Below are 17,431 nucleotides of genomic sequence, written 5' to 3' on the forward strand. Positions count from 1 at the left end.
TCGACCGAAAGCACGGGACCGCCGCACGCGCGGGCGACATCGCCCACGCCACCCTCTTTACGCACGACGGCGTCGGGACGCAATCACCGCCGAGAACGGGGGTTCACCACCACAGCCCTCGCCTCCCAGCCGGACCACCAGGACTTCGGAAGCATCCACAGCCCCCGAGGAGACCGGCTACGGCTACGCAATCGAGCCCGCATCGACGACCGGCCCCAGGAAGGGAAGCGGGCTGGAAGCGACGGTGAACGAAAGAGGCAACAGGCAACACCGCCGAACCCCGATTCTCCAGGGACACGTCGTGCCAGACTCATTTTCCGGATGCAGATCGCGACGAGGTCGTCACATTAAGTGTTCGTCATCGCGATTCGTGTGCCCGGCGGTCGTCGGACGACGGCTTCCGTGAGAGCGGACGGCTCTCGCAGTCACCATTCAAGGAGAGGTTGACGATGAGCACGACGTTACGTTTTGGCCCAGAACTTCGCCGTTTACGAGTAGAAGCGGGGCTGACTCTGACTGAGTTCTCCGCGGCGCTCAACTACGACAAGGGACACATAAGCAAGGTCGAGCGCGGGGAGCGTTCCACGTCCCTCGAACTGGCCCGGCGGTGCGACGCGTTCTTCGGCGCGAACGGCGCTCTGCAGAGCCTGGTCGTCCGACCCGGGACGGACCCGGACTCGGACTCGGGTACCGCCGAACCTCCCGGTGGTCCTGGCCGCTGGCACGTCGGGCGCCGGGCGGTTCTCTCTGCGGGTACCGGAGCACTGATCGACCTCGGCCTGAATCTCGGCAGTCGGGCGCTGTCCGCCACCGACGACCCCTGCTGCCTTCCTTCCGCATGCAGTTCGACCAGCTGCGCAAGCTCGGCCAGTCCACCGCACCCAAGGTCCTGCTGCCCCTGCTGGAGACACAGACCCGCATGATCGCCGAGCTGGCCGCAGATGCCCGGTCCAGCAATCGGACTCCTGCGCTCCTGCTCGCCTCGCGTTTCGCGGAGTTCACCGGCTGGATGGCCCAGGAGGCCGGGGACAGCGACGCAGCCCTCGGTTGGACGGGCGAGGCCGCCGAACTGGCGCGCGCCGGGGGTGACCCGTACCTCGGTTCCTACGCACTGGTGCGACGCGCCCTGGTCACTATGTACGGCGGGGACGCCGCCGGCACCGTGGCCCTGGCACGCCGCGCCCAGAGCAGTGAACTCCCGCCGCGCATAAGGGGACTCGCAGCCCAGCGGGAGGCCCAGGGGCACGCGCTGGTCGGCAACGAGGTCGACTGCCTCCGCAGCCTCGACAGGGCGCGGGAACTGCTCGCCGGCGACGACGCCCGCACTGGCGCTGAGCCCGTGATCGGCACCACCCATGTGAGCGATCCTGCGGCGATGTCGACCGGCTGGTGCCTGCACGACCTCGGCCGCCCCAAGGCCGCCGCCGAGCTACTCGACCGGGAGTGCCGCCGCCTCCCTCCGCACGCGCTGCGTACCCGCGCACGGTACGGCTTCCGCCGGTCCTTGGCCCATGCCGCCTCCGGGGAGGTCGAGCACGCGTGCGCGATCGCCAAGGATCTCCTGGGTGTGATGCCGGCCGTGCCCTCGGCGACCGTGAACAGCGACATCCGGCGTCTCGCACGGGAGCTCTCACGGTTCCGGAGCAGTCGAGCCGTACGTGATCTGCAGCCCGCGCTGGCACGCGTACTCGCCCCCGCACACAGCTGACAGACGCTTCACGACCGGCACGGGGTCGAGCCGACCCGCTCGCCGGAATACCCGGCTCCGGCCCTCCGGATCCCGCGGTCTCCGGCGGAATCCTCTGATCACCGCTCGACGCGCCGCATCGCGTCCCCGGCTTCCTCCGGCTGCCCGCGACCAGTGACGCGCCGGACGCGTCGCCTCCATCCGAACGCACTCCCGTGGATGCGCCGTGCCGCGTTCCCACGGCCGGGATCCCAGGGCCCGGGCGGTCCGGAGCCCCGGTCCACAGTCTCGTGCCCGTTCACCCCGTCTTCCTTCACGAAGGGAACCTCCATGCCCGACGTCTTCGTCAACTACCGCACAGGCGACGAGGAGTCCGCAGCGACCATGATCGCTCGGGAACTCGCCCGCCGCTTCGGCGACGAGCGGATCTTCTTCGCCAGCAACTCGATCGAGCCCGGGAGCCGTTTCCCGGCGGAACTGGTCAGGGCCGTGGAGGAGTGCGAGGCTCTTCTCGCCGTTATCGGCCCGCGCTGGGCGGAGGTGCGGGGCCCCGACGGCAGCCCCGCCCTCAAAGCTGAGCAGGACTGGACCCGTCGCGAGATCCAGACCGCGCTCGACCGCGGGGTCCTGGTGATCCCTGTGCTCGTCGGGAAGGCCACGCGGATCGACCGCGCCGTCCTTCCGGACGATCTGCTGGAGCTGGCAGACTGTCAGTACAGGCGGTTCGACCACCGCAACGCCGAATCGGACCTGACGGCGCTCGGCGACACCCTCGCCCGGCTCCTGCCCGAACTGGGTGCGGTGGACCGGGACGCCCGTGCGGTGCGGGAGCGGTCGGAGGTGAAGTCCCGCGAAAAGCCGGCCCGGGACACCGGGCACACCAGGGTGCGGACGCGCGACGTCGAGCAGCGCGTGCGCGGCGGCATTGGAACCCTCAACGGAGACCTCTCCGGCACCTTCGTCAACGAGCCGCAGGGACCCGTGAACACCGGTGGGGGCCATCAGTACAACGCGCCTCACTTCGAGGGCGACAACACCGGGGTCCAGTTCACGGCGGGCGACAACAGCGGGACGGTCCACCAGCGCTTCGAGCGCGAGCGCCGGCACTCGGACGACGGGCGATGACCGAGCAGGACCGCGTCACCGTCAACGATCCTCGCGGCCCGGTGAACAACGGCGAGGGGCACCAGTACGTGTTCTACGGCGTCGGCGCGGACTGGATGATCCGCAAAGGCGTCGGGTCCCTCCGGATCACCCGCGAGGACCGGTCGCGCCTGGCCGACCGGTTCGTTCCGCCGGTGGGCTACCGCGTTGCCGCCGACCGCCTGGAGAAGCCCGGATCGGTGGTGCTGCTGGAAGGGCAGCCCGGCAGCGGCCGCCGTGCCGCGGCGATCATGCTGCTGCACGGGTTCGGTGAGGACCGAGGTGCCGACAACGAGGAGATCCGGTTCGAGGAGCTTCCCGGCACGGGCGAGGACGAGAGCCAGCTTGTTCCCGGTAGAGGAGACCGCTTCCTCCTCGACCTCTCCGGAATCGCCGACGAGGAGACGTACGACAAGGCTCAGCGCCGCCTGGCCGTGCGCCGGTCACAGGTCCAGGAGGTGGGGGCCCACATGGTCGTCGTCCTGCCGTCGGGCATGGAGCACGCCCACCCGCCGGATCTCGACCCGCACACGGTGAGGCTGGGGCGTCCCAGGGGCGTGGCCGTCGTCACCCGGTACCTCCGCATGGACCGGATGCCCTTCCGCCCCGCGGACCTGGGAAGCTCCGAACTTCACCACCTGTGCGACCGCTCGCCCATGCGAGAACTGGCGCGGCTCGCTGGACTGGTGAGGGCCGCTCGCGACAGCGGCCGGTTCGGTGCCGACTTCGCCGGATGGCTCGACAAGGCGATGCACGCGGTGACCGACCGTGCCAACGAGGTGGGCCGGCAGGTGGCTGCGGTCCGCACCGCGCCCGAGCGGGCCCTGCTGCTCGCGACGGCGATGTTCGAGGAAGCGCCCGCCGACACCGTCTACGAGGCGTGGCACGGTCTGATGAAGACGGTGAGGCACGAGGAGGAAGTGACGACCGAGCTGGCGCGGACGGATTTCGGAGAGCGGTTGGCGGGGCTCGGGATCGAGCGGGATCCTGACGGACGGCTCCGCTTCGACCGCCTGGCCTACGCCGACGCGGTACGAACGTACTTCTGGGCGAACTTCCCCGGGGTACGCAACGATCTCAGGGACTGGATCGGCCGAGCCGCCGGGCTGCGCGGACTGACCACCGACGATCAGTTGAACGTCGTCGTCCGCTTCGGCGAGCGAGCCCTGGCCGTCGGGCGGCCCGACCATCTCTTCGACCTCGTGGCACGCTGGGCGGACCGCGCGACCGGAACACCCTGCGACCCGCGGGCCGTGGTGGCCCTCGAACTCGGTCTCGGCCACGAGAGGTTCGGGGGCTGGTTCCGCAAGCGGATGTACGAATGCGTCGTGAGACCCGGCTCCTTGTCGGACGGTCTCGCCCGTGTCCTGACCACAGCCTGCATCCAGAGCCTCGGCGCGACGCACCCGGACCAGGCGGTGGTACGGCTCCACTACCTCGCCGTACGGAAAGGAGAGGCGGCGTGCGAGGCCCGGGAGGCGCTTTTCGACCTTGCCGGCCAGGACCGCCGCCTCTACCGGCTGCTGATCGACCGCCTGCGGGACCGGGCGCGTCGGGAGCCGCACCGGTCAGAGCCCCATCTCCAGCTGCTCACCGAGCTGTTGAGAGATGGCCGGGCACCGGTTCCGCCGCCGTGGCCGGACCTGTTCCTGGGCTGGGAGGCGGTGTTCTCCCAGCCGCCGACGGAACACTGGAACCCTCTGGTGAGCAGCTGGCTGAACGCCGCAGCGGTCGACAGTACACAGAAGATGGCGCTGGACGTGATGGTCGGGGCGACGCGCGGCCGTGCGGCTGCCCTCCACCGGCTCTACGCCATCGCCTGCGACTGGACGGCATCCGCGCGTCACCCGTCCCAGGCTGCGGTCGCCGCCCTCTTCTGGCAGTACATCGACCACGCGCAGTACGGCCGTACGGAGCGTACGACCGCCGAACCACGGACCACGGAAGAGGCACGATGAGACACCGTTCTTCCATCTTGTTGTTCATCGCTCTCTGCGGCCTCGCACCGGCTGTGCTCGGAAATGTCCTGCACTGGTCGGCGTGGCTGTGGGGCTTCATGTCCACGGTCACGGCCTCGGGCTCTCTGCTGCTCGTGATGACGGTCCTCAGCGGGCGCCGCGCGTCGGCCGACCCGTACGAGCCCGGGGAACCCGAGCCATCTGCGGCACCGGTGGAGCAGCCGTACCAGGAGACACAGGTGATCGACGCACCGCTGCCGAGCGCGATGGACGGCTACGACTTCCTCTTCACAGCCACGGTGTGGTGGAAGCCTGTTCTCGATCACGCCGGCCGGTCCGACAGCGCTTCCCCGGCCCTCGCCGCCGCCTCGGTCGTCAGCCGGGCCAGGGAGGTCGTCCGCCATGAGGAACCCGGCCGGGCGAGCTTCGCGCAGTACCTCCTGGACGGCGAGTTGGGCATCCTGCTCCCGGACCGGAACGAACGGGTGAAGGCTTGGGCGGCCGACGTGACGCTGACCCTCGCCCCCGCCGACCGTGAGCGCCTGCGGAAGCTGAACGATCTTCGCAAGGACGAGGAGGTGCCCGAACTCTTCCGCCACCTGCTCGTTCCGCCCACGGGTGCACGGAGCGAGGCGACCGTCGGGGGGCCGCCGTGGGACGGGGGCGGCCCAGGAGGGGAAGTGTTCGACCGCGAGGAGGAAGTGGGGGTCTCGGATCGGCTGCGCCTGTTGCTGACGGCTGCGGGCCTCAAGCCGGACATGGACGGGTACACGGTGCTCGTACACCGTGTGATGCGGTCCCTGCATACGGAGGGGCTGAACGAGGCCGCCGACGAGATCGGGCGAGCCTTTGGCCTGGCCCCCGACGAGGGGCCAGGAGGCGAGGCTCCGGACGAGGGAAACACCACAGGACCCTGGCCACCCCGATCCCCGGCCCCCGAGGGCCCGCCGCACACCGACACAGCCGCGGACCCGCATGCCGACGCGTTCACCCCCTGGGCGGCGGAAGGCAACGCGAGCGGAAGGAGCGGAGGCCAGTGGGAGACGGGCGAGGGCGACATGACGTCTCAACACTTCTGGGACCCCTCGCACAGCACGCACCGGCACGCCGAACCCCGCACACAGGACGAGGTCGGAAACTGATCCGGTAGACGGTCGGCTCCCCGAGGCTCGCTTTGGCCTCATGCCGCGGCAGAAGGCTCTCTCCCTCCTGCCGTCAGACAGCGCCGGTCGGAAGGTGACCTCGAAAGACCAGTCCCCTTCCGACCTGCACATTTGATAGGTCATTCACGTGGTGGCGCAATCCGCTCAGTCGTTGAAGCGGAACGCTGAATACAGGCTCCCACCTGCGGAAACACTGGCCCTGAAGGTCCCGTCCAGCACGCGTCCAGCACGGGGAACAGTCATCCCGCACGTCCCGGGCCCGCCAGAGACGGCAGCCGTTGTGTACACATGAGACATTCGGTACCTTTGAGTGCATGACGCAGATGCCCATAGAGTCCATCCGCGACGTCCGCGCGCACTTGGCCGAGGTCGTCGAACGCGCCGATCGCGACGACACACCCACAGTCATCACGCGACGAGGCAAAGAAGTCGCCGCCGTCGTGTCCATCGAGGTGCTCCGCAAGTACCAGGAATGGGAAGAGCGCGAGATCAACCGCCTCATCGACGAGCGCATGGCGTCCCGGTCTGCCGGCATCCCGATCGAGGACGTCATGAAGGAGACGCTGGCGCGAAGTGAGTGAGTACCGCACCGTCTTCCACCCGGAAGCCCGAGCCGAACTCCGCAAGGTCCCGCGCGACGCCGCGCTCCGCATCCTGACCAAACTGACGGAACTGGAAGCCGACCCCTTCGGCTTCAATACCACCGCGCTCGTTTCCCAGCCCGAGCGCCGCCGCCTCAGAGTCGGCGACTACCGCGTCATCTACACCGTCGACAACGGCGAACTGGTCGTGTGGGTCATTCGCGTCGGACACCGCTCCACGGTCTACGACAGCTGAATCACTCTGACAGGAGATCGGAATATCCAGCACCCGTCCAGCACGGGGAAGTGAAAGGGGCCCACCTCCGAGGAGGTAGCCCCCTTCCGATCTGCACGCTTGACGAATCACCTCACGCACAGCACGCCCACGGCTACACGTTGAAGCGGAACTCCACCACGTCCCCGTCCTGCATGACGTAGTCCTTGCCCTCCATGCGGGCCTTGCCCTTGGCGCGGGCCTCGGCGACCGAGCCGGTTTCCACCAGGTCGTCGAAGGAGACGATCTCCGCCTTGATGAAGCCCTTCTGGAAGTCGGTGTGGATCACACCGGCCGCCTCCGGGGCCGTGGCGCCCTTCTTGATGGTCCACGCGCGGGCTTCCTTCGGGCCTGCCGTGAGGTAGGTCTGGAGGCCCAGGGTCTCGAAGCCGACGCGGCCGAGGGTGGCGAGGCCGGGCTCTTCCTGGCCCATGGACTGGAGCAGTTCGAGGGCCTCGTCGTCGTCGAGCTCGATCAGCTCGGACTCGATCTTGGCGTTCAGGAAGATCGCCTCGGCGGGGGCGACCAGGGCGCGCTGCTCGTTCTTGAAGTCCTCGTCGACCAGCTCGTCCTCGTCGACGTTGAAGACGTACAGGAACGGCTTGACGGTGAGCAGGTGCAGCTCGTGGAGGAGCCGGCCCTTCTCGGTGGCCGCCGTGATGCCCGCGGCGAACAGCGTCTGGCCGGACTCCAGGATCTTCTGGGCCTCCTCGACCGCGGCGAGGACCGCGACCTTCTCCTTCTGGAGGCGGGATTCCTTCGTCAGGCGCGGGACGGCCTTCTCGACGGACTGGAGGTCGGCGAGGATCAGCTCGGTGTTGATCGTCTCGATGTCGTCCTTCGGCGAGACCTTGCCGTCGACGTGGACGACGTTCTCGTCCTTGAAGGCCCGGATGACCTGGCAGATCGCGTCGGACTCGCGGATGTTCGCGAGGAATTTGTTGCCCAGGCCCTCACCCTCCGAAGCGCCCCGGACGATACCGGCGATGTCGACGAAGTCCACCGTCGCCGGGAGGAGCCGCTGGGAGCCGAAGATCTCCGCGAGCTTGTTCAGGCGCGGGTCCGGGACGCCGACCACGCCGACGTTCGGCTCGATCGTGGCGAACGGGTAGTTGGCCGCCAGCACGTCGTTCTTGGTCAGGGCGTTGAACAGGGTCGACTTGCCGACATTCGGCAGACCGACGATTCCGATCGTGAGCGACACTTTGGCGACTTCCTGGAGTGAGGAGGGGGTCAGGGGCGTCCGGGTCCGGCTCGGCTGTTCAGGCCGGGTCAGCCGAGTCCCGGAGTGGGACCGATTCTCCAGTTTACGGGGCTGCCCCGCGGGTCCGGACAGTGCGGTTTACGGACCCCTCCCGCCGGTGCGGACCCTTCGGTGCCCCGGGCCCGCCCCACCCGTCCGAACAGTGCGGCTTTCGGCCGTGTGACATCGAACGCAACGCCAAGGTCGGCCAAAGGGCGTGTCCAACGCCTGATTCCCCGCCCCCCGCGACCTACGTTGTGCAGGTGGAGCAGCACAGGACACGTCCCCCGCAGCGCAGGCAGCCCCCGCAGGCCGCGCCCACCCCGCCGGCGCCGGGTGGTTCCGCCGGTGAGAGTTCCGCCGTGTACCGGGTACGGGTGCGCAGCGTGCCGCCCGTGGTCCTCGCGCTGCGGCGGTTCCCCAACCCCCGGCTCACCGGGATCGGGGCCGGGCTGTTCGCCGCCCTCACCATGTTCGTGCTCGCCTGCGTCGACCGGCTGCTGTTCGACAGCTCCGAGCTCGTCTACGGGCTGCTCTTCCTGCCCGTCAGCGCTCTGACCGCGCTCTGGGTCAGGCCCGCCGACCTGGTCACGGCGCCGATCAGCGTGCCGATCGCCTTCGCCGTCGGGGTCTTCCCGATCTCCGGGGGGTCCGAGGGACTCGGCGGGCAGATCATGGGCCTCGTCACCGCCCTCGCCGTGCACGCCGGCTGGCTGTACGGGGGAACGCTGATCGCTGGGCTCATCGCCTCCGTACGCAAGGTGCGCCAGATGCGGGCCCGGCGTCGGTATGTGCTGGCCCAGGGGCGCGGTGGCGCCCCTGCCCCCGAGCGGGCGCCCCGGTCCGCCGCCGCGTCCGCTGCCGCGAAGCCCGTACGGGCCGGGGCGGGCGGGGCAGGCGGGGCGGGGGCGGTTGCCCGTCGTCCTCAGCGGCCCTGAGCGGGTCTCGACCCGTCCGCGACGCTGTCACCGCCAGTGCCAGTGCCCGCGCCGCCCCCGGTACGCGGGCCCCTGATGCCGTCCGTCCCGTTCAGCTCTCGTCGTGTGCCTGGCCCGCCGCCATAGCCGCCCCCACGATGCCCGCGTTGTTCTGAAGCTGCGCCGGGACCATCTCGGCCCGGACCTTCTCGATCAGCGGCAGGAACTTCTCCGCCTTGCGGCTCACGCCGCCCCCGATGATGAACAGCTCGGGCGAGAACAGCATCTCCACGTGCAGCAGGTACTTCTGGACCCGGTGCGCCCAGTGCTGCCAGCTCAGGTCCTCGTCCTCCTTGGCCTTCGTGGAGGCGTGCTTCTCCGCGTCGTGGCCGTGCAGTTCCAGGTGGCCCAGCTCGGTGTTGGGGACGAGCCGGCCGTCGGTGAAGACCGCGCTGCCGATGCCCGTGCCGAAGGTCAGCATGATGACCGTGCCCGCGCGGCCCTTGCCCGCGCCGAAGGTCATCTCGGCGACCCCGGCCGCGTCCGCGTCGTTCAGGATGGTGACGGGCCGGCCGATCCGCTCGCCCAGCAGGGTGCGGGCGTCCGTGTCGATCCAGCCCTTGTCGACATTGGCCGCGGTGCGCGTGACGCCGTCCGTGACGACCCCGGGGAAGGTGATGCCGACGGGGCCCGTCCAGTCGAAATGGCCTACGACCTCGGCAACGCCGTCGGCCACGCCCTTGGGCGTGGCCGGGTGCGGTGTCAGCACTTTGTGGCGCTCCCGCGCCAGGTCTCCGCGGTCCAGGTCCACGGGAGCACCCTTGATCCCGGATCCGCCGATGTCCACGCCGAAGATCTCCATGGAACCCACGGTACGGGCAGGCCGGGCCCCTTGCGCGGCTACTCGGCGGAAAGGGCGGCGGCCTCGGCGCGCAGGTCGCGCCGCAGTTCCTTGGGGAGGGAGAACGTGATCGACTCGTCGGCCGTCTTCACCGTCTCCACGTCCCCGTAACCACGCTCTCCGAGCCATTCCAGGACGCCGTCGACGAGGACGTCGGGGACGGAGGCGCCGGAGGTCAGGCCAACCGTGGTCACGCCCTCCAGCCAGGCCTCGTCGATCTCGTCGGCGAAGTCGACCAGGTGGGCGGCGGGGGCTCCGGCGTCCAGGGCGACCTCGACCATGCGAATGGAGTTGGAGGAGTTCTTGGAGCCGACCACGATGACCAGCTCGGCGTCCTCGGCAAGCTTCTTCACCGCGATCTGGCGGTTCTGCGTGGCGTAGCAGATGTCGTCGCTGGGCGGCGAGAGGAGGTTGGGGAACTTCGCCTTGATGGCGTCGACCGTCTCCATCGTCTCGTCGACGGACAGGGTGGTCTGGGAGAGCCAGACGACCTTCGACTCGTCGCGGACCTTGACGTTCGCGACGTCCTCGGGGCCGTCGACCAGCGTGATGTGGTCGGGGGCCTCGCCGGAGGTGCCGATGACCTCCTCGTGACCCTCATGGCCGATCAGGAGGATGTCGTAGTCCTCCTTGGCGTACCGGACGGCTTCCTTGTGGACCTTGGTGACCAGCGGGCAGGTCGCGTCGATGGTGGCGAGCTTGCGCTCGGCGGCCTCCGCGTGGACGGTGGGCGCGACTCCGTGCGCGGAGAACATCACGATGGAGCCCTCGGGCACCTCCGCGGTGACGTCCACGAAGATCGCGCCCTTCTTCTCCAGGGTCTGCACGACGTACTTGTTGTGCACGATCTCGTGGCGCACGTAGATCGGGGCCCCGTACTGCTCCAGGGCCTTCTCGACGGCGATCACGGCACGGTCCACGCCCGCGCAGTAGCCACGGGGTGCGGCGAGCAGGACACGACGGGCAGGAGTTGCAGTCATGCGTCCCATCGTAAGGCCGTGGCGAACAGGCGCGAGGACGGCCGGATCGGGAGACTGGTCGCGGTGCGTTCGTGAGCCATGACGGATGGTGATGGAGGGGCGATGACGTCGGTGCCGGAGAGCGGTTCGGGCAGCGGTGCGGGGAGCAGTACGGGGCCGGGCAGGCTGCGGCGGACGCTGGGGTTCCGGGATCTGGTCGTCTACGGGCTCCTGTTCATCGCCCCGATGGCCCCCGTCGGGGTGTTCGGCACCCTGGACGCGAAGTCCGACGGCGCGGTCGCGCTCGTCTACGTGGTGGCCACGGTGGTCATGGGGTTCACCGCCTTCAGTTACGCCCAGATGGTGCGGGTCGCCCCCTTCGCCGGTTCGGTCTTCACGTATGCCCGCAAGGGGCTCGGGGAAGGGCCCGGGTTCATCGCCGGGTGGATGGCCATGCTCGACTACCTGCTGATCCCGGCCGTCGCCTACCTCTTCTCCGGAATCGCGATGAACGCGCTGGTCCCGGAGGTCTCGCGGTGGGTGTGGACCGCCATCGCGGTGCTCATCACCACCCTGCTCAACCTGTGGGGCGTACGGGCGGCCGCCCGGGTCGGCTTCGCGGTGCTGGCCATGGAGATCGTGGTGCTGCTGGTCTTCGTGGTCTCGGCCGTGGTCGTGCTCGTACGGGACGGGGCGCAGCGCGGCTGGCTGACGCCGCTGACGGGGGACTCCGGGTTCTCCATGACTGCGGTGCTGGGGGCCGTGTCGATCGCCGTGCTCTCCTATCTGGGCTTCGACGCCATCGCCTCGTTCGCCGAGGAGGTGACGGGCGGCTCGCAGAAGGTGGCGCGGGCGGTGCTGTTCTGTCTGGTGCTGGCCGGTGTCCTGTTCGTGGCGCAGTCGTATCTGGCGGCGCTGCTGGAGCCGGTGAGCTCGGCGGAGCTGGCGGCGGACCCGGCGGCGCAGGGGTCGGCGTTCTACGACGCGGTGGACGCCTCGGTGGGGACGTGGCTGCACGATCTGGTGGCGGTCAGCAAGGCGATCGGCGCCGCGTTCGCCGCGCTGGCGGGTCAGGCCGCCGCCGGCCGGCTCGTCTTCGCGATGGCCCGGGAGCGGCGCCTGCCGCCGTTCCTCGCGAAGGTCGACCCTTCGTCGGGCGTGCCGCGGGTGGCGATCCTGGGCGCGGCGATCGTGACGCTGGTGGCCGCCGTGTGGGCGGCCCGGCGCGACGACGGCCTGGACCATCTGGTCTCCGTGGTGGACATCGGCGCGCTGACGGCGTTCATCCTGCTGCACGCGTCGGTGGTCGGCTGGTTCGCCGTACGCCGGATGGAGGGCCCGCCGGTGTGGTGGCGGCACGTCCTGGTCCCGGTGGTCGGGGCGGGGGTGCTCGTCGCGGTCATCGTGGAGGCGACGACGTCCTCCCAGGTGGTGGGCGTCTGCTGGCTCGGGGTGGGGCTCGTGGTGCTGGCGGTGCAGGGGACGGGCCGCCGGGGCGGTATGGAGGGCCCGGGCGGCGCGGGCGGCCCGTCGGAGAAGGGGGCCCCGGTCCCGTAGGGCTTTGCGGCCCGTACGACTTCGTGCCTCGTACGGCTCCGCTCCCCGTACGACTTCGTGCCCCGTACGGCTCCGCTCCCCGTAGGGCTTCGCGTCCCGTACCGCTTCGCGCCTCCCCCTACGGCTTCGCGTCCCGTACGGCTGTGCGTGGACGCGGACCTCCGCGCGGGGCTGGGGTCCTGTCGGTGGTGGCCGATACGCTCGCCCGTATGGCTCTCAACACGTCCGCGGAAGCGCCGCTGCCCGTCGGTGAGGTGTCCCGGCTCATCGGCGGGTGGATCGACCGGCTCGGCGCCATCTGGGTGGAGGGGCAGATCACCCAGCTGTCGCGGCGCCCGGGCGCCGGGGTCGTCTTCCTGACGCTGCGCGATCCGTCGCACGACATCTCCGTGAGCGTGACCTGTTTCCGGCAGGTCTTCGACCGGATCGCCGATGTGGTGACGGAGGGCGCGCGCGTCGTCGTGCTGGCCAAGCCCGAGTGGTACGCCCCCCGGGGGCAGCTGTCGCTGCGGGCCACCGACATACGGCCGGTCGGCATCGGTGAGCTGCTCGTGCGGCTGGAGCAGCTGAAGAAGTCGCTCGCCGCCGAGGGGCTCTTCGCCCTGGACCGCAAGAAGCCGCTTCCGTTCCTCCCGCAGCTCGTCGGGCTGGTCTGCGGGCGGGCTTCCGCCGCCGAGCGCGATGTGCTGGAGAACGCCCGCCGTCGCTGGCCCGCCGTGCGCTTCGAGGTCCGCAACACCGCCGTGCAGGGGGTGAACGCGGTCGCCCAGGTGGTGCAGGCGGTCGAGGAGCTGGACGCGCTGGACGAGGTCGACGTGATCGTGGTGGCGCGGGGCGGCGGCAGCGTCGAGGATCTGCTGCCGTTCTCCGACGAGCAGTTGATCCGGACCGTGGCCGCCTGCCGTACGCCGGTGGTCTCCGCGATCGGCCACGAGCCCGATTCGCCGCTGCTGGACCTGGTCGCCGATCTGCGTGCCTCCACGCCCACGGACGCGGCCAAGAAGGTCGTCCCCGACGTGGGCGAGGAGCTGGAGCGGGTGCAGCAGCTGCGGGACCGGGCGCTGCGGACCGTACGGGGCTTGCTGGACCGCGAGGAGCGGGGGCTCGCGCACGCGCTGGGGCGTCCCGCGATGGAGCGGCCCCAGCGGCTGGTGGACGAGCGCGAGGCCGAGGTGGACGCGCTCCTCGGGCGCAGCCGCCGGGTGCTGGGTCATCTGCTGGACCGGGCCGATTCGGAGCTGTCGCACACGCTCGCCCGGGTCGTCTCGCTGTCTCCGGCCGCGACCCTGGAGCGGGGCTACGCGGTCCTCCAGCGGCCCGACGGGCACGTGGTCCGCTCCCCCGAGGAGGCCGGGGCGCCCGGCGAGCCGCTGCGGGCGCGGGTGTCGGAGGGCGAGTTCACGGTGCGGGTGGACGGGTGAGGCCGAGAGCGGGGTCGCCGGACCGGGGAGCGGGGCGGCCGTGCTCGCCACGGCCTGGGAGCAGGGCGGCCGGGCGGCCGCATCGCAGGGGCCGCAGCCCCCACATTGTCGTAACAGCTCACGCTTAGGGTGGATCACATGACGGACGACGACGGGACGACGGCGGCTGCCGCCACGGGCACGCTCGGGTACGAGCAGGCGCGGGACGAGCTGATCGAGGTCGTACGCCGGCTGGAGGCGGGCGGCACGACGCTGGAGGAGTCGCTGGCCCTGTGGGAGCGGGGCGAGGAGCTGGCGAAGGTCTGCCGGCACTGGCTGGAGGGCGCCCGCGCCCGGCTGGACGCGGCCCTGGCCCGCCCGCAGGAGGACGACCAGGGCTGAGCGAGCGCCCGCAGGGTCCTCCGGCAGGGGGCGCGAGGCCGGCGGGGCCGCGGGGTCCGGGCAGGGAGCGCGGGGCCCGGCACGGGCGCGCCGCAACCGACCGTGCGCGCGGGCAACCGACCGTGTGCGCGGCGCAGCCGTCGGCCGCCCCGGGGCGGGCCGTCAGCGTTCGGGGTGGGCCGTCCGCGTACGGGGCGGAGGCCCTCGCGCAAGACGGATGCACTGTGCAATGGATCACTCCCGGCCAGTTTTAGTTGAAAGTTAACCTATCTCTGGCGTACGTTCGGGACTTCTCCCCACCGCGTACGTTCGGAAGGTTTGCACCAGATGTCCCTCGTTCTCGACTCCGCAGCCCAGGACCTCCTCTTCCGTGAGGCCCGTACCGCCAACACCTTCACCGACGAGCCGGTGACCGACGAGCAGGTCCAGGCGATCTACGACCTGGTCAAGTTCGGACCGACCGCCTTCAACCAGTCGCCGCTGCGCGTCGTCCTGGTCCGCTCCGCCGAGGGCCGCGAGCGCCTGGTGCAGCACATGGCCGAGGGCAACCGTCCGAAGACCTCCACGGCCCCGCTGGTCGCGATCCTGGCCGCCGACAACGAGTTCCACGAGGAGCTCCCGGCGCTGCTCCCGCACTTCCCGCAGGCCAAGGACATGTTCTTCGCGGAGCGCCCGGTCCGCGAATCGGCCGCCGGCCTCAACGCCGCGCTGCAGGCCGCCTACTTCATCATCGGCGTCCGCGCCGCCGGCCTGGCCGCCGGCCCGATGACCGGCTACGACGCCGCGGGCATCCAGAAGGAGTTCCTGGACGACGACCACGCGCCGCTGATGGTCGTCAACATCGGCAAGCCGGGCGAGGACGCCTGGTTCCCGCGCAGCCCGCGCCTCTCCTTCGACGAGGTCGTCACGACCGTCTGAGCCTTCGACGGCCCAGCCCGGCCGCCCGTACGCGAAGGGGCCCCGGAACACCTGGTGTTCCGGGGCCCCTTCGCGTACGCGGGTGCGGAGCGGGCCGCGCGTCAGGAAGCCGGTGCGGCGGGCGGCGTCGTCTTCAGGGCTGCGGCCATCTCGACCAGGCTCTCCTTCGGCGCCGAGCCGGTCACCACCGTGGTGTGGCCCTTGCCGGGCAGGACGAGGGCGTTGTACTTCGCGCCCTCCCAGTACTGCCACTCCCGGCCGGCCACCGTCTCGGTGCGCCCGGTGTCCTTGGCCTTCCGGCTGACCTCGGGGACGTACGTACCCGCGGCAGTGGTGGACTGCTCGACCGCGACGTACCTGCGGTCCGCGTCGAGGAAGCCCAGGTGCCAGGCGTTGCCCTCGACGTCGTCGTACCGGACGGAGGTCGCCTTCCACTCCTTCGGCAGGCCCTCGGGCGCGGCCACCGGGTAGGGGGCGGCGGTCCGCACGGTCGCCAGCTCCACGGTGAAGTCGACGGCCTTGATCGGATCGGCGTTCTCGTCCTTCGGAATGAAGATGTAGATGACGCCCGCGCAGGCGGCGATCACCAAGGTCGACAGGATCATGTCCCGGACTGTCTGCTTGCCTCGCTTGCTTGCCACGGGATCCATGGTGGCACGCGGCCTGACACGCCCGGCCGCAGGGTGCCCGTCACGGCCGCGACGCCGGGGGCGCTCATGCGTGACCCGGCCTGCTCATTTTATCGACCTACCGATAGAGTCGCAGCACCCTCATATCCGGTCGTCGCCGTACAGAAAGGTGCGCTCCGATGTCCGAGCATCATCTGCCGTCCCAACTGGAGGTCTCCCCGGAGGCCCCCGACCGCAACCTGGCCCTGGAGTTGGTCCGGGTCACCGAGGCCGCCGCCATGGCTGCCGGGCGCTGGGTGGGCCGCGGCGACAAGATCGGCGCCGACGGCGCCGCCGTGAAGGCCATGCGGACCCTCGTCTCGACCGTCTCGATGAACGGCGTCGTCGTCATCGGCGAGGGCGAGAAGGACGAAGCGCCCATGCTGTTCAACGGCGAACGGGTCGGCGACGGCACCGGCGCCGAGGTCGACATCGCGGTCGACCCGATCGACGGCACCACGCTCAACGCCAAGGGCATGCCGAACGCCATCGCCGTGCTGGCCGCGGCCGACCGCGGCGCGATGTTCGACCCGTCCGCGGTCTTCTACATGGACAAGTTGGTGACGGGGCCCGAGGCGGCGGACTTCGTCGACATCAACGCGCCCGTGTCGGTGAACATCCGGCGTGTGGCACGGGCGAAGAACTCCATGCCCGAGGACGTCACCGTCGTCATCCTCGACCGGCCCCGGCACGAGGGCATCGTCAAGGAGATCCGGGAGACCGGCGCGCGGATCAAGTTCATCTCCGACGGCGACGTCGCCGGCTCGATCATGGCGGCCCGCGAGGGCACCGGCGTCGACCTGCTGATGGGCATCGGCGGGACGCCCGAGGGCATCATCTCGGCGTGCGCCATAAAGTGCCTCGGCGGCGTCATCCAGGGCAAGCTCTGGCCCAAGGACGAGGCGGAGCGGCAGCGGGCGCTGGACGCGGGCCACGATCTGGACCGGGTGCTGTCGACCGAGGACCTGGTCAGCGGCGACAACGTGTTCTTCGTGGCGACGGGGATCACCGACGGTGAGCTGATGCGCGGTGTGCGGTACCGCGCGGAGACGGCGACCACCGAGTCGATCGTGATGCGCTCCAAGTCCGGCACGATCCGGACGATCTCCTCGACGCACCGCCTGTCGAAGCTGCGCGCCTACAGCGCCATCGACTTCGACCGCGCGAAGTAGTGGGAAGCAGCGCGTAGCAGCGCGAAGCAGTCGGAACCGGAGACAGAGAGGGGGTGCGGGGAGCGGATCATCGCTCCCCGCACCCCCTCCCCCGTGTGCGCGTTCAGCCCGCCGCGGCTATGTGCTCCGACGGCGTCGCGGCCGTGAGCTCGATGTCCCGCCGCCGTCGCCGGGCCAGCGCCACCCGGCGCTCCGCGGCGGTGAGCCCGCCCCACACCCCGTACGGCTCGGGCTGCATCAGCGCGTGCTCCCGGCACTCCACCATGACCGGACACCGGGCGCAGACCCGCTTGGCGGCCTCCTCGCGGGCCAGCCGGGCAGCGGTCGGTTCCTTCGACGGGGCGAAGAACAGGCCGGCCTCGTCCCGGCGGCAGGCCGCCTCGGAATGCCAGGGGCCCGCATCGTCCTCCCGGGCGGGGGTCCGCTGGGCCGGAACGGCGGCGACCTGCAGAGGATGATGCGGCGGTTGCAGCACGGTCTACTCCTGA

At 70.4% G+C, this 17,431-nt stretch carries 17 protein-coding genes and 1 pseudogene; 13 read left to right on the plus strand and 5 right to left on the minus strand.

The features are described 5' to 3' along the window. Window positions 1-449: 449 nt before the first annotated feature. From IE272_RS39460 to IE272_RS07615, 7 genes and pseudogenes are all read left to right on the plus strand, one after another. Window positions 450-581 (plus strand): annotated as a pseudogene (locus IE272_RS39460) (helix-turn-helix domain-containing protein); the annotation flags it as partial. Window positions 582-607: 26 nt separating this feature from the next. After that, window positions 608-1,708: an NsdA family TPR-like regulatory protein gene (locus IE272_RS07590; RefSeq protein WP_506555324.1), complete on the plus strand. Its 1,101-nt coding sequence runs from the start codon at window positions 608-610 to the stop codon at window positions 1,706-1,708. 309 nt (window positions 1,709-2,017) lie between these two features. Next, window positions 2,018-2,812: a toll/interleukin-1 receptor domain-containing protein gene (locus tag IE272_RS07595; protein ID WP_190006505.1), complete on the plus strand. Its 795-nt coding sequence runs from the start codon at window positions 2,018-2,020 to the stop codon at window positions 2,810-2,812. Continuing rightward, a complete protein-coding gene (locus IE272_RS07600) occupies window positions 2,809-4,788 on the plus strand; it encodes a hypothetical protein (RefSeq protein ID WP_190006506.1) in 1,980 nt (659 codons plus the stop codon). The genes IE272_RS07595 and IE272_RS07600 overlap by 4 nt, the downstream gene beginning before the upstream one ends. Window positions 4,789-4,841: 53 nt before the next feature. Next, window positions 4,842-5,930, plus strand: a complete 1,089-nt coding sequence (locus IE272_RS07605; protein WP_308433844.1) for a hypothetical protein — start codon at window positions 4,842-4,844, stop codon at window positions 5,928-5,930. Window positions 5,931-6,265: 335 nt separating this feature from the next. Beyond that, entirely contained in the window at window positions 6,266-6,532 is a 267-nt protein-coding gene (locus IE272_RS07610) for a type II toxin-antitoxin system Phd/YefM family antitoxin (RefSeq protein ID WP_007446980.1), read from the plus strand. After that, window positions 6,525-6,788, plus strand: a complete 264-nt coding sequence (locus IE272_RS07615) for a type II toxin-antitoxin system RelE family toxin (protein WP_190006508.1) — start codon at window positions 6,525-6,527, stop codon at window positions 6,786-6,788. Before IE272_RS07610 ends, IE272_RS07615 begins: the two co-directional genes overlap by 8 nt. A 133-nt stretch (window positions 6,789-6,921) precedes the next feature. On the opposite strand, the gene ychF is transcribed toward IE272_RS07615, so the two are convergent. Further along, window positions 6,922-8,010, minus strand: a complete 1,089-nt coding sequence (gene ychF / locus IE272_RS07620) for a redox-regulated ATPase YchF (protein WP_007446963.1) — start codon at window positions 8,008-8,010, stop codon at window positions 6,922-6,924. Window positions 8,011-8,411: 401 nt separating this feature from the next. Here ychF and IE272_RS07625 point away from each other — a divergent pair, with 401 nt between their 5' ends. Beyond that, window positions 8,412-8,987, plus strand: a complete 576-nt coding sequence (locus IE272_RS07625) for a DUF6542 domain-containing protein (protein ID WP_190006566.1) — start codon at window positions 8,412-8,414, stop codon at window positions 8,985-8,987. A 91-nt stretch (window positions 8,988-9,078) separates the two neighbouring features. Here the strand turns inward: IE272_RS07625 and ppgK are convergent, their stop codons facing one another. After that, window positions 9,079-9,828 carry a polyphosphate--glucose phosphotransferase gene (gene ppgK / locus IE272_RS07630; protein WP_050360669.1) on the minus strand — a complete coding sequence of 250 codons (750 nt, stop codon included), beginning with the start codon at window positions 9,826-9,828 and terminating at the stop codon, window positions 9,079-9,081. Between the two features lie 38 nt (window positions 9,829-9,866). Then, entirely contained in the window at window positions 9,867-10,856 is a 990-nt protein-coding gene (locus IE272_RS07635) for a 4-hydroxy-3-methylbut-2-enyl diphosphate reductase (protein ID WP_073957787.1), read from the minus strand. Between the two features lie 93 nt (window positions 10,857-10,949). Between IE272_RS07635 and IE272_RS07640 the strand changes: the two genes are divergently transcribed. From IE272_RS07640 to IE272_RS07655, 4 genes are all read left to right on the plus strand, one after another. Next, window positions 10,950-12,383, plus strand: coding sequence for an APC family permease (locus tag IE272_RS07640; RefSeq protein ID WP_190006509.1), 1,434 nt, complete (start codon window positions 10,950-10,952; stop codon window positions 12,381-12,383). A gap of 209 nt (window positions 12,384-12,592) precedes the next feature. Beyond that, the gene (gene xseA / locus IE272_RS07645; protein WP_050360672.1) at window positions 12,593-13,804 is read left to right on the plus strand and encodes an exodeoxyribonuclease VII large subunit; all 1,212 of its coding nucleotides are present in this window, start codon (window positions 12,593-12,595) and stop codon (window positions 13,802-13,804) included. Window positions 13,805-13,942: 138 nt separating this feature from the next. Further along, the gene (locus IE272_RS07650) at window positions 13,943-14,185 is read left to right on the plus strand and encodes an exodeoxyribonuclease VII small subunit (protein WP_050360673.1); all 243 of its coding nucleotides are present in this window, start codon (window positions 13,943-13,945) and stop codon (window positions 14,183-14,185) included. A 327-nt stretch (window positions 14,186-14,512) separates the two neighbouring features. After that, the gene (locus IE272_RS07655) at window positions 14,513-15,103 is read left to right on the plus strand and encodes a malonic semialdehyde reductase (RefSeq protein ID WP_050360674.1); all 591 of its coding nucleotides are present in this window, start codon (window positions 14,513-14,515) and stop codon (window positions 15,101-15,103) included. A gap of 101 nt (window positions 15,104-15,204) precedes the next feature. On the opposite strand, the gene IE272_RS07660 is transcribed toward IE272_RS07655, so the two are convergent. Then, window positions 15,205-15,753 carry a DUF4245 domain-containing protein gene (locus tag IE272_RS07660; RefSeq protein WP_073957789.1) on the minus strand — a complete coding sequence of 183 codons (549 nt, stop codon included), beginning with the start codon at window positions 15,751-15,753 and terminating at the stop codon, window positions 15,205-15,207. Between the two features lie 158 nt (window positions 15,754-15,911). On the opposite strand from IE272_RS07660, the gene glpX reads away from it, so the two are divergent. Beyond that, window positions 15,912-16,943 (plus strand): class II fructose-bisphosphatase, encoded by a 1,032-nt coding sequence (gene glpX, locus IE272_RS07665; RefSeq protein WP_007446943.1) that lies wholly within the window; start codon window positions 15,912-15,914, stop codon window positions 16,941-16,943. Window positions 16,944-17,046: 103 nt separating this feature from the next. Here the strand turns inward: glpX and IE272_RS07670 are convergent, their stop codons facing one another. Further along, a complete protein-coding gene (locus tag IE272_RS07670) occupies window positions 17,047-17,418 on the minus strand; it encodes a WhiB family transcriptional regulator (protein ID WP_050360676.1) in 372 nt (123 codons plus the stop codon). Window positions 17,419-17,431: the final 13 nt, after the last annotated feature.

It is taken from the genome of Streptomyces anulatus (assembly GCF_014650675.1).
GTDB lineage: Bacteria > Actinomycetota > Actinomycetes > Streptomycetales > Streptomycetaceae > Streptomyces > Streptomyces anulatus.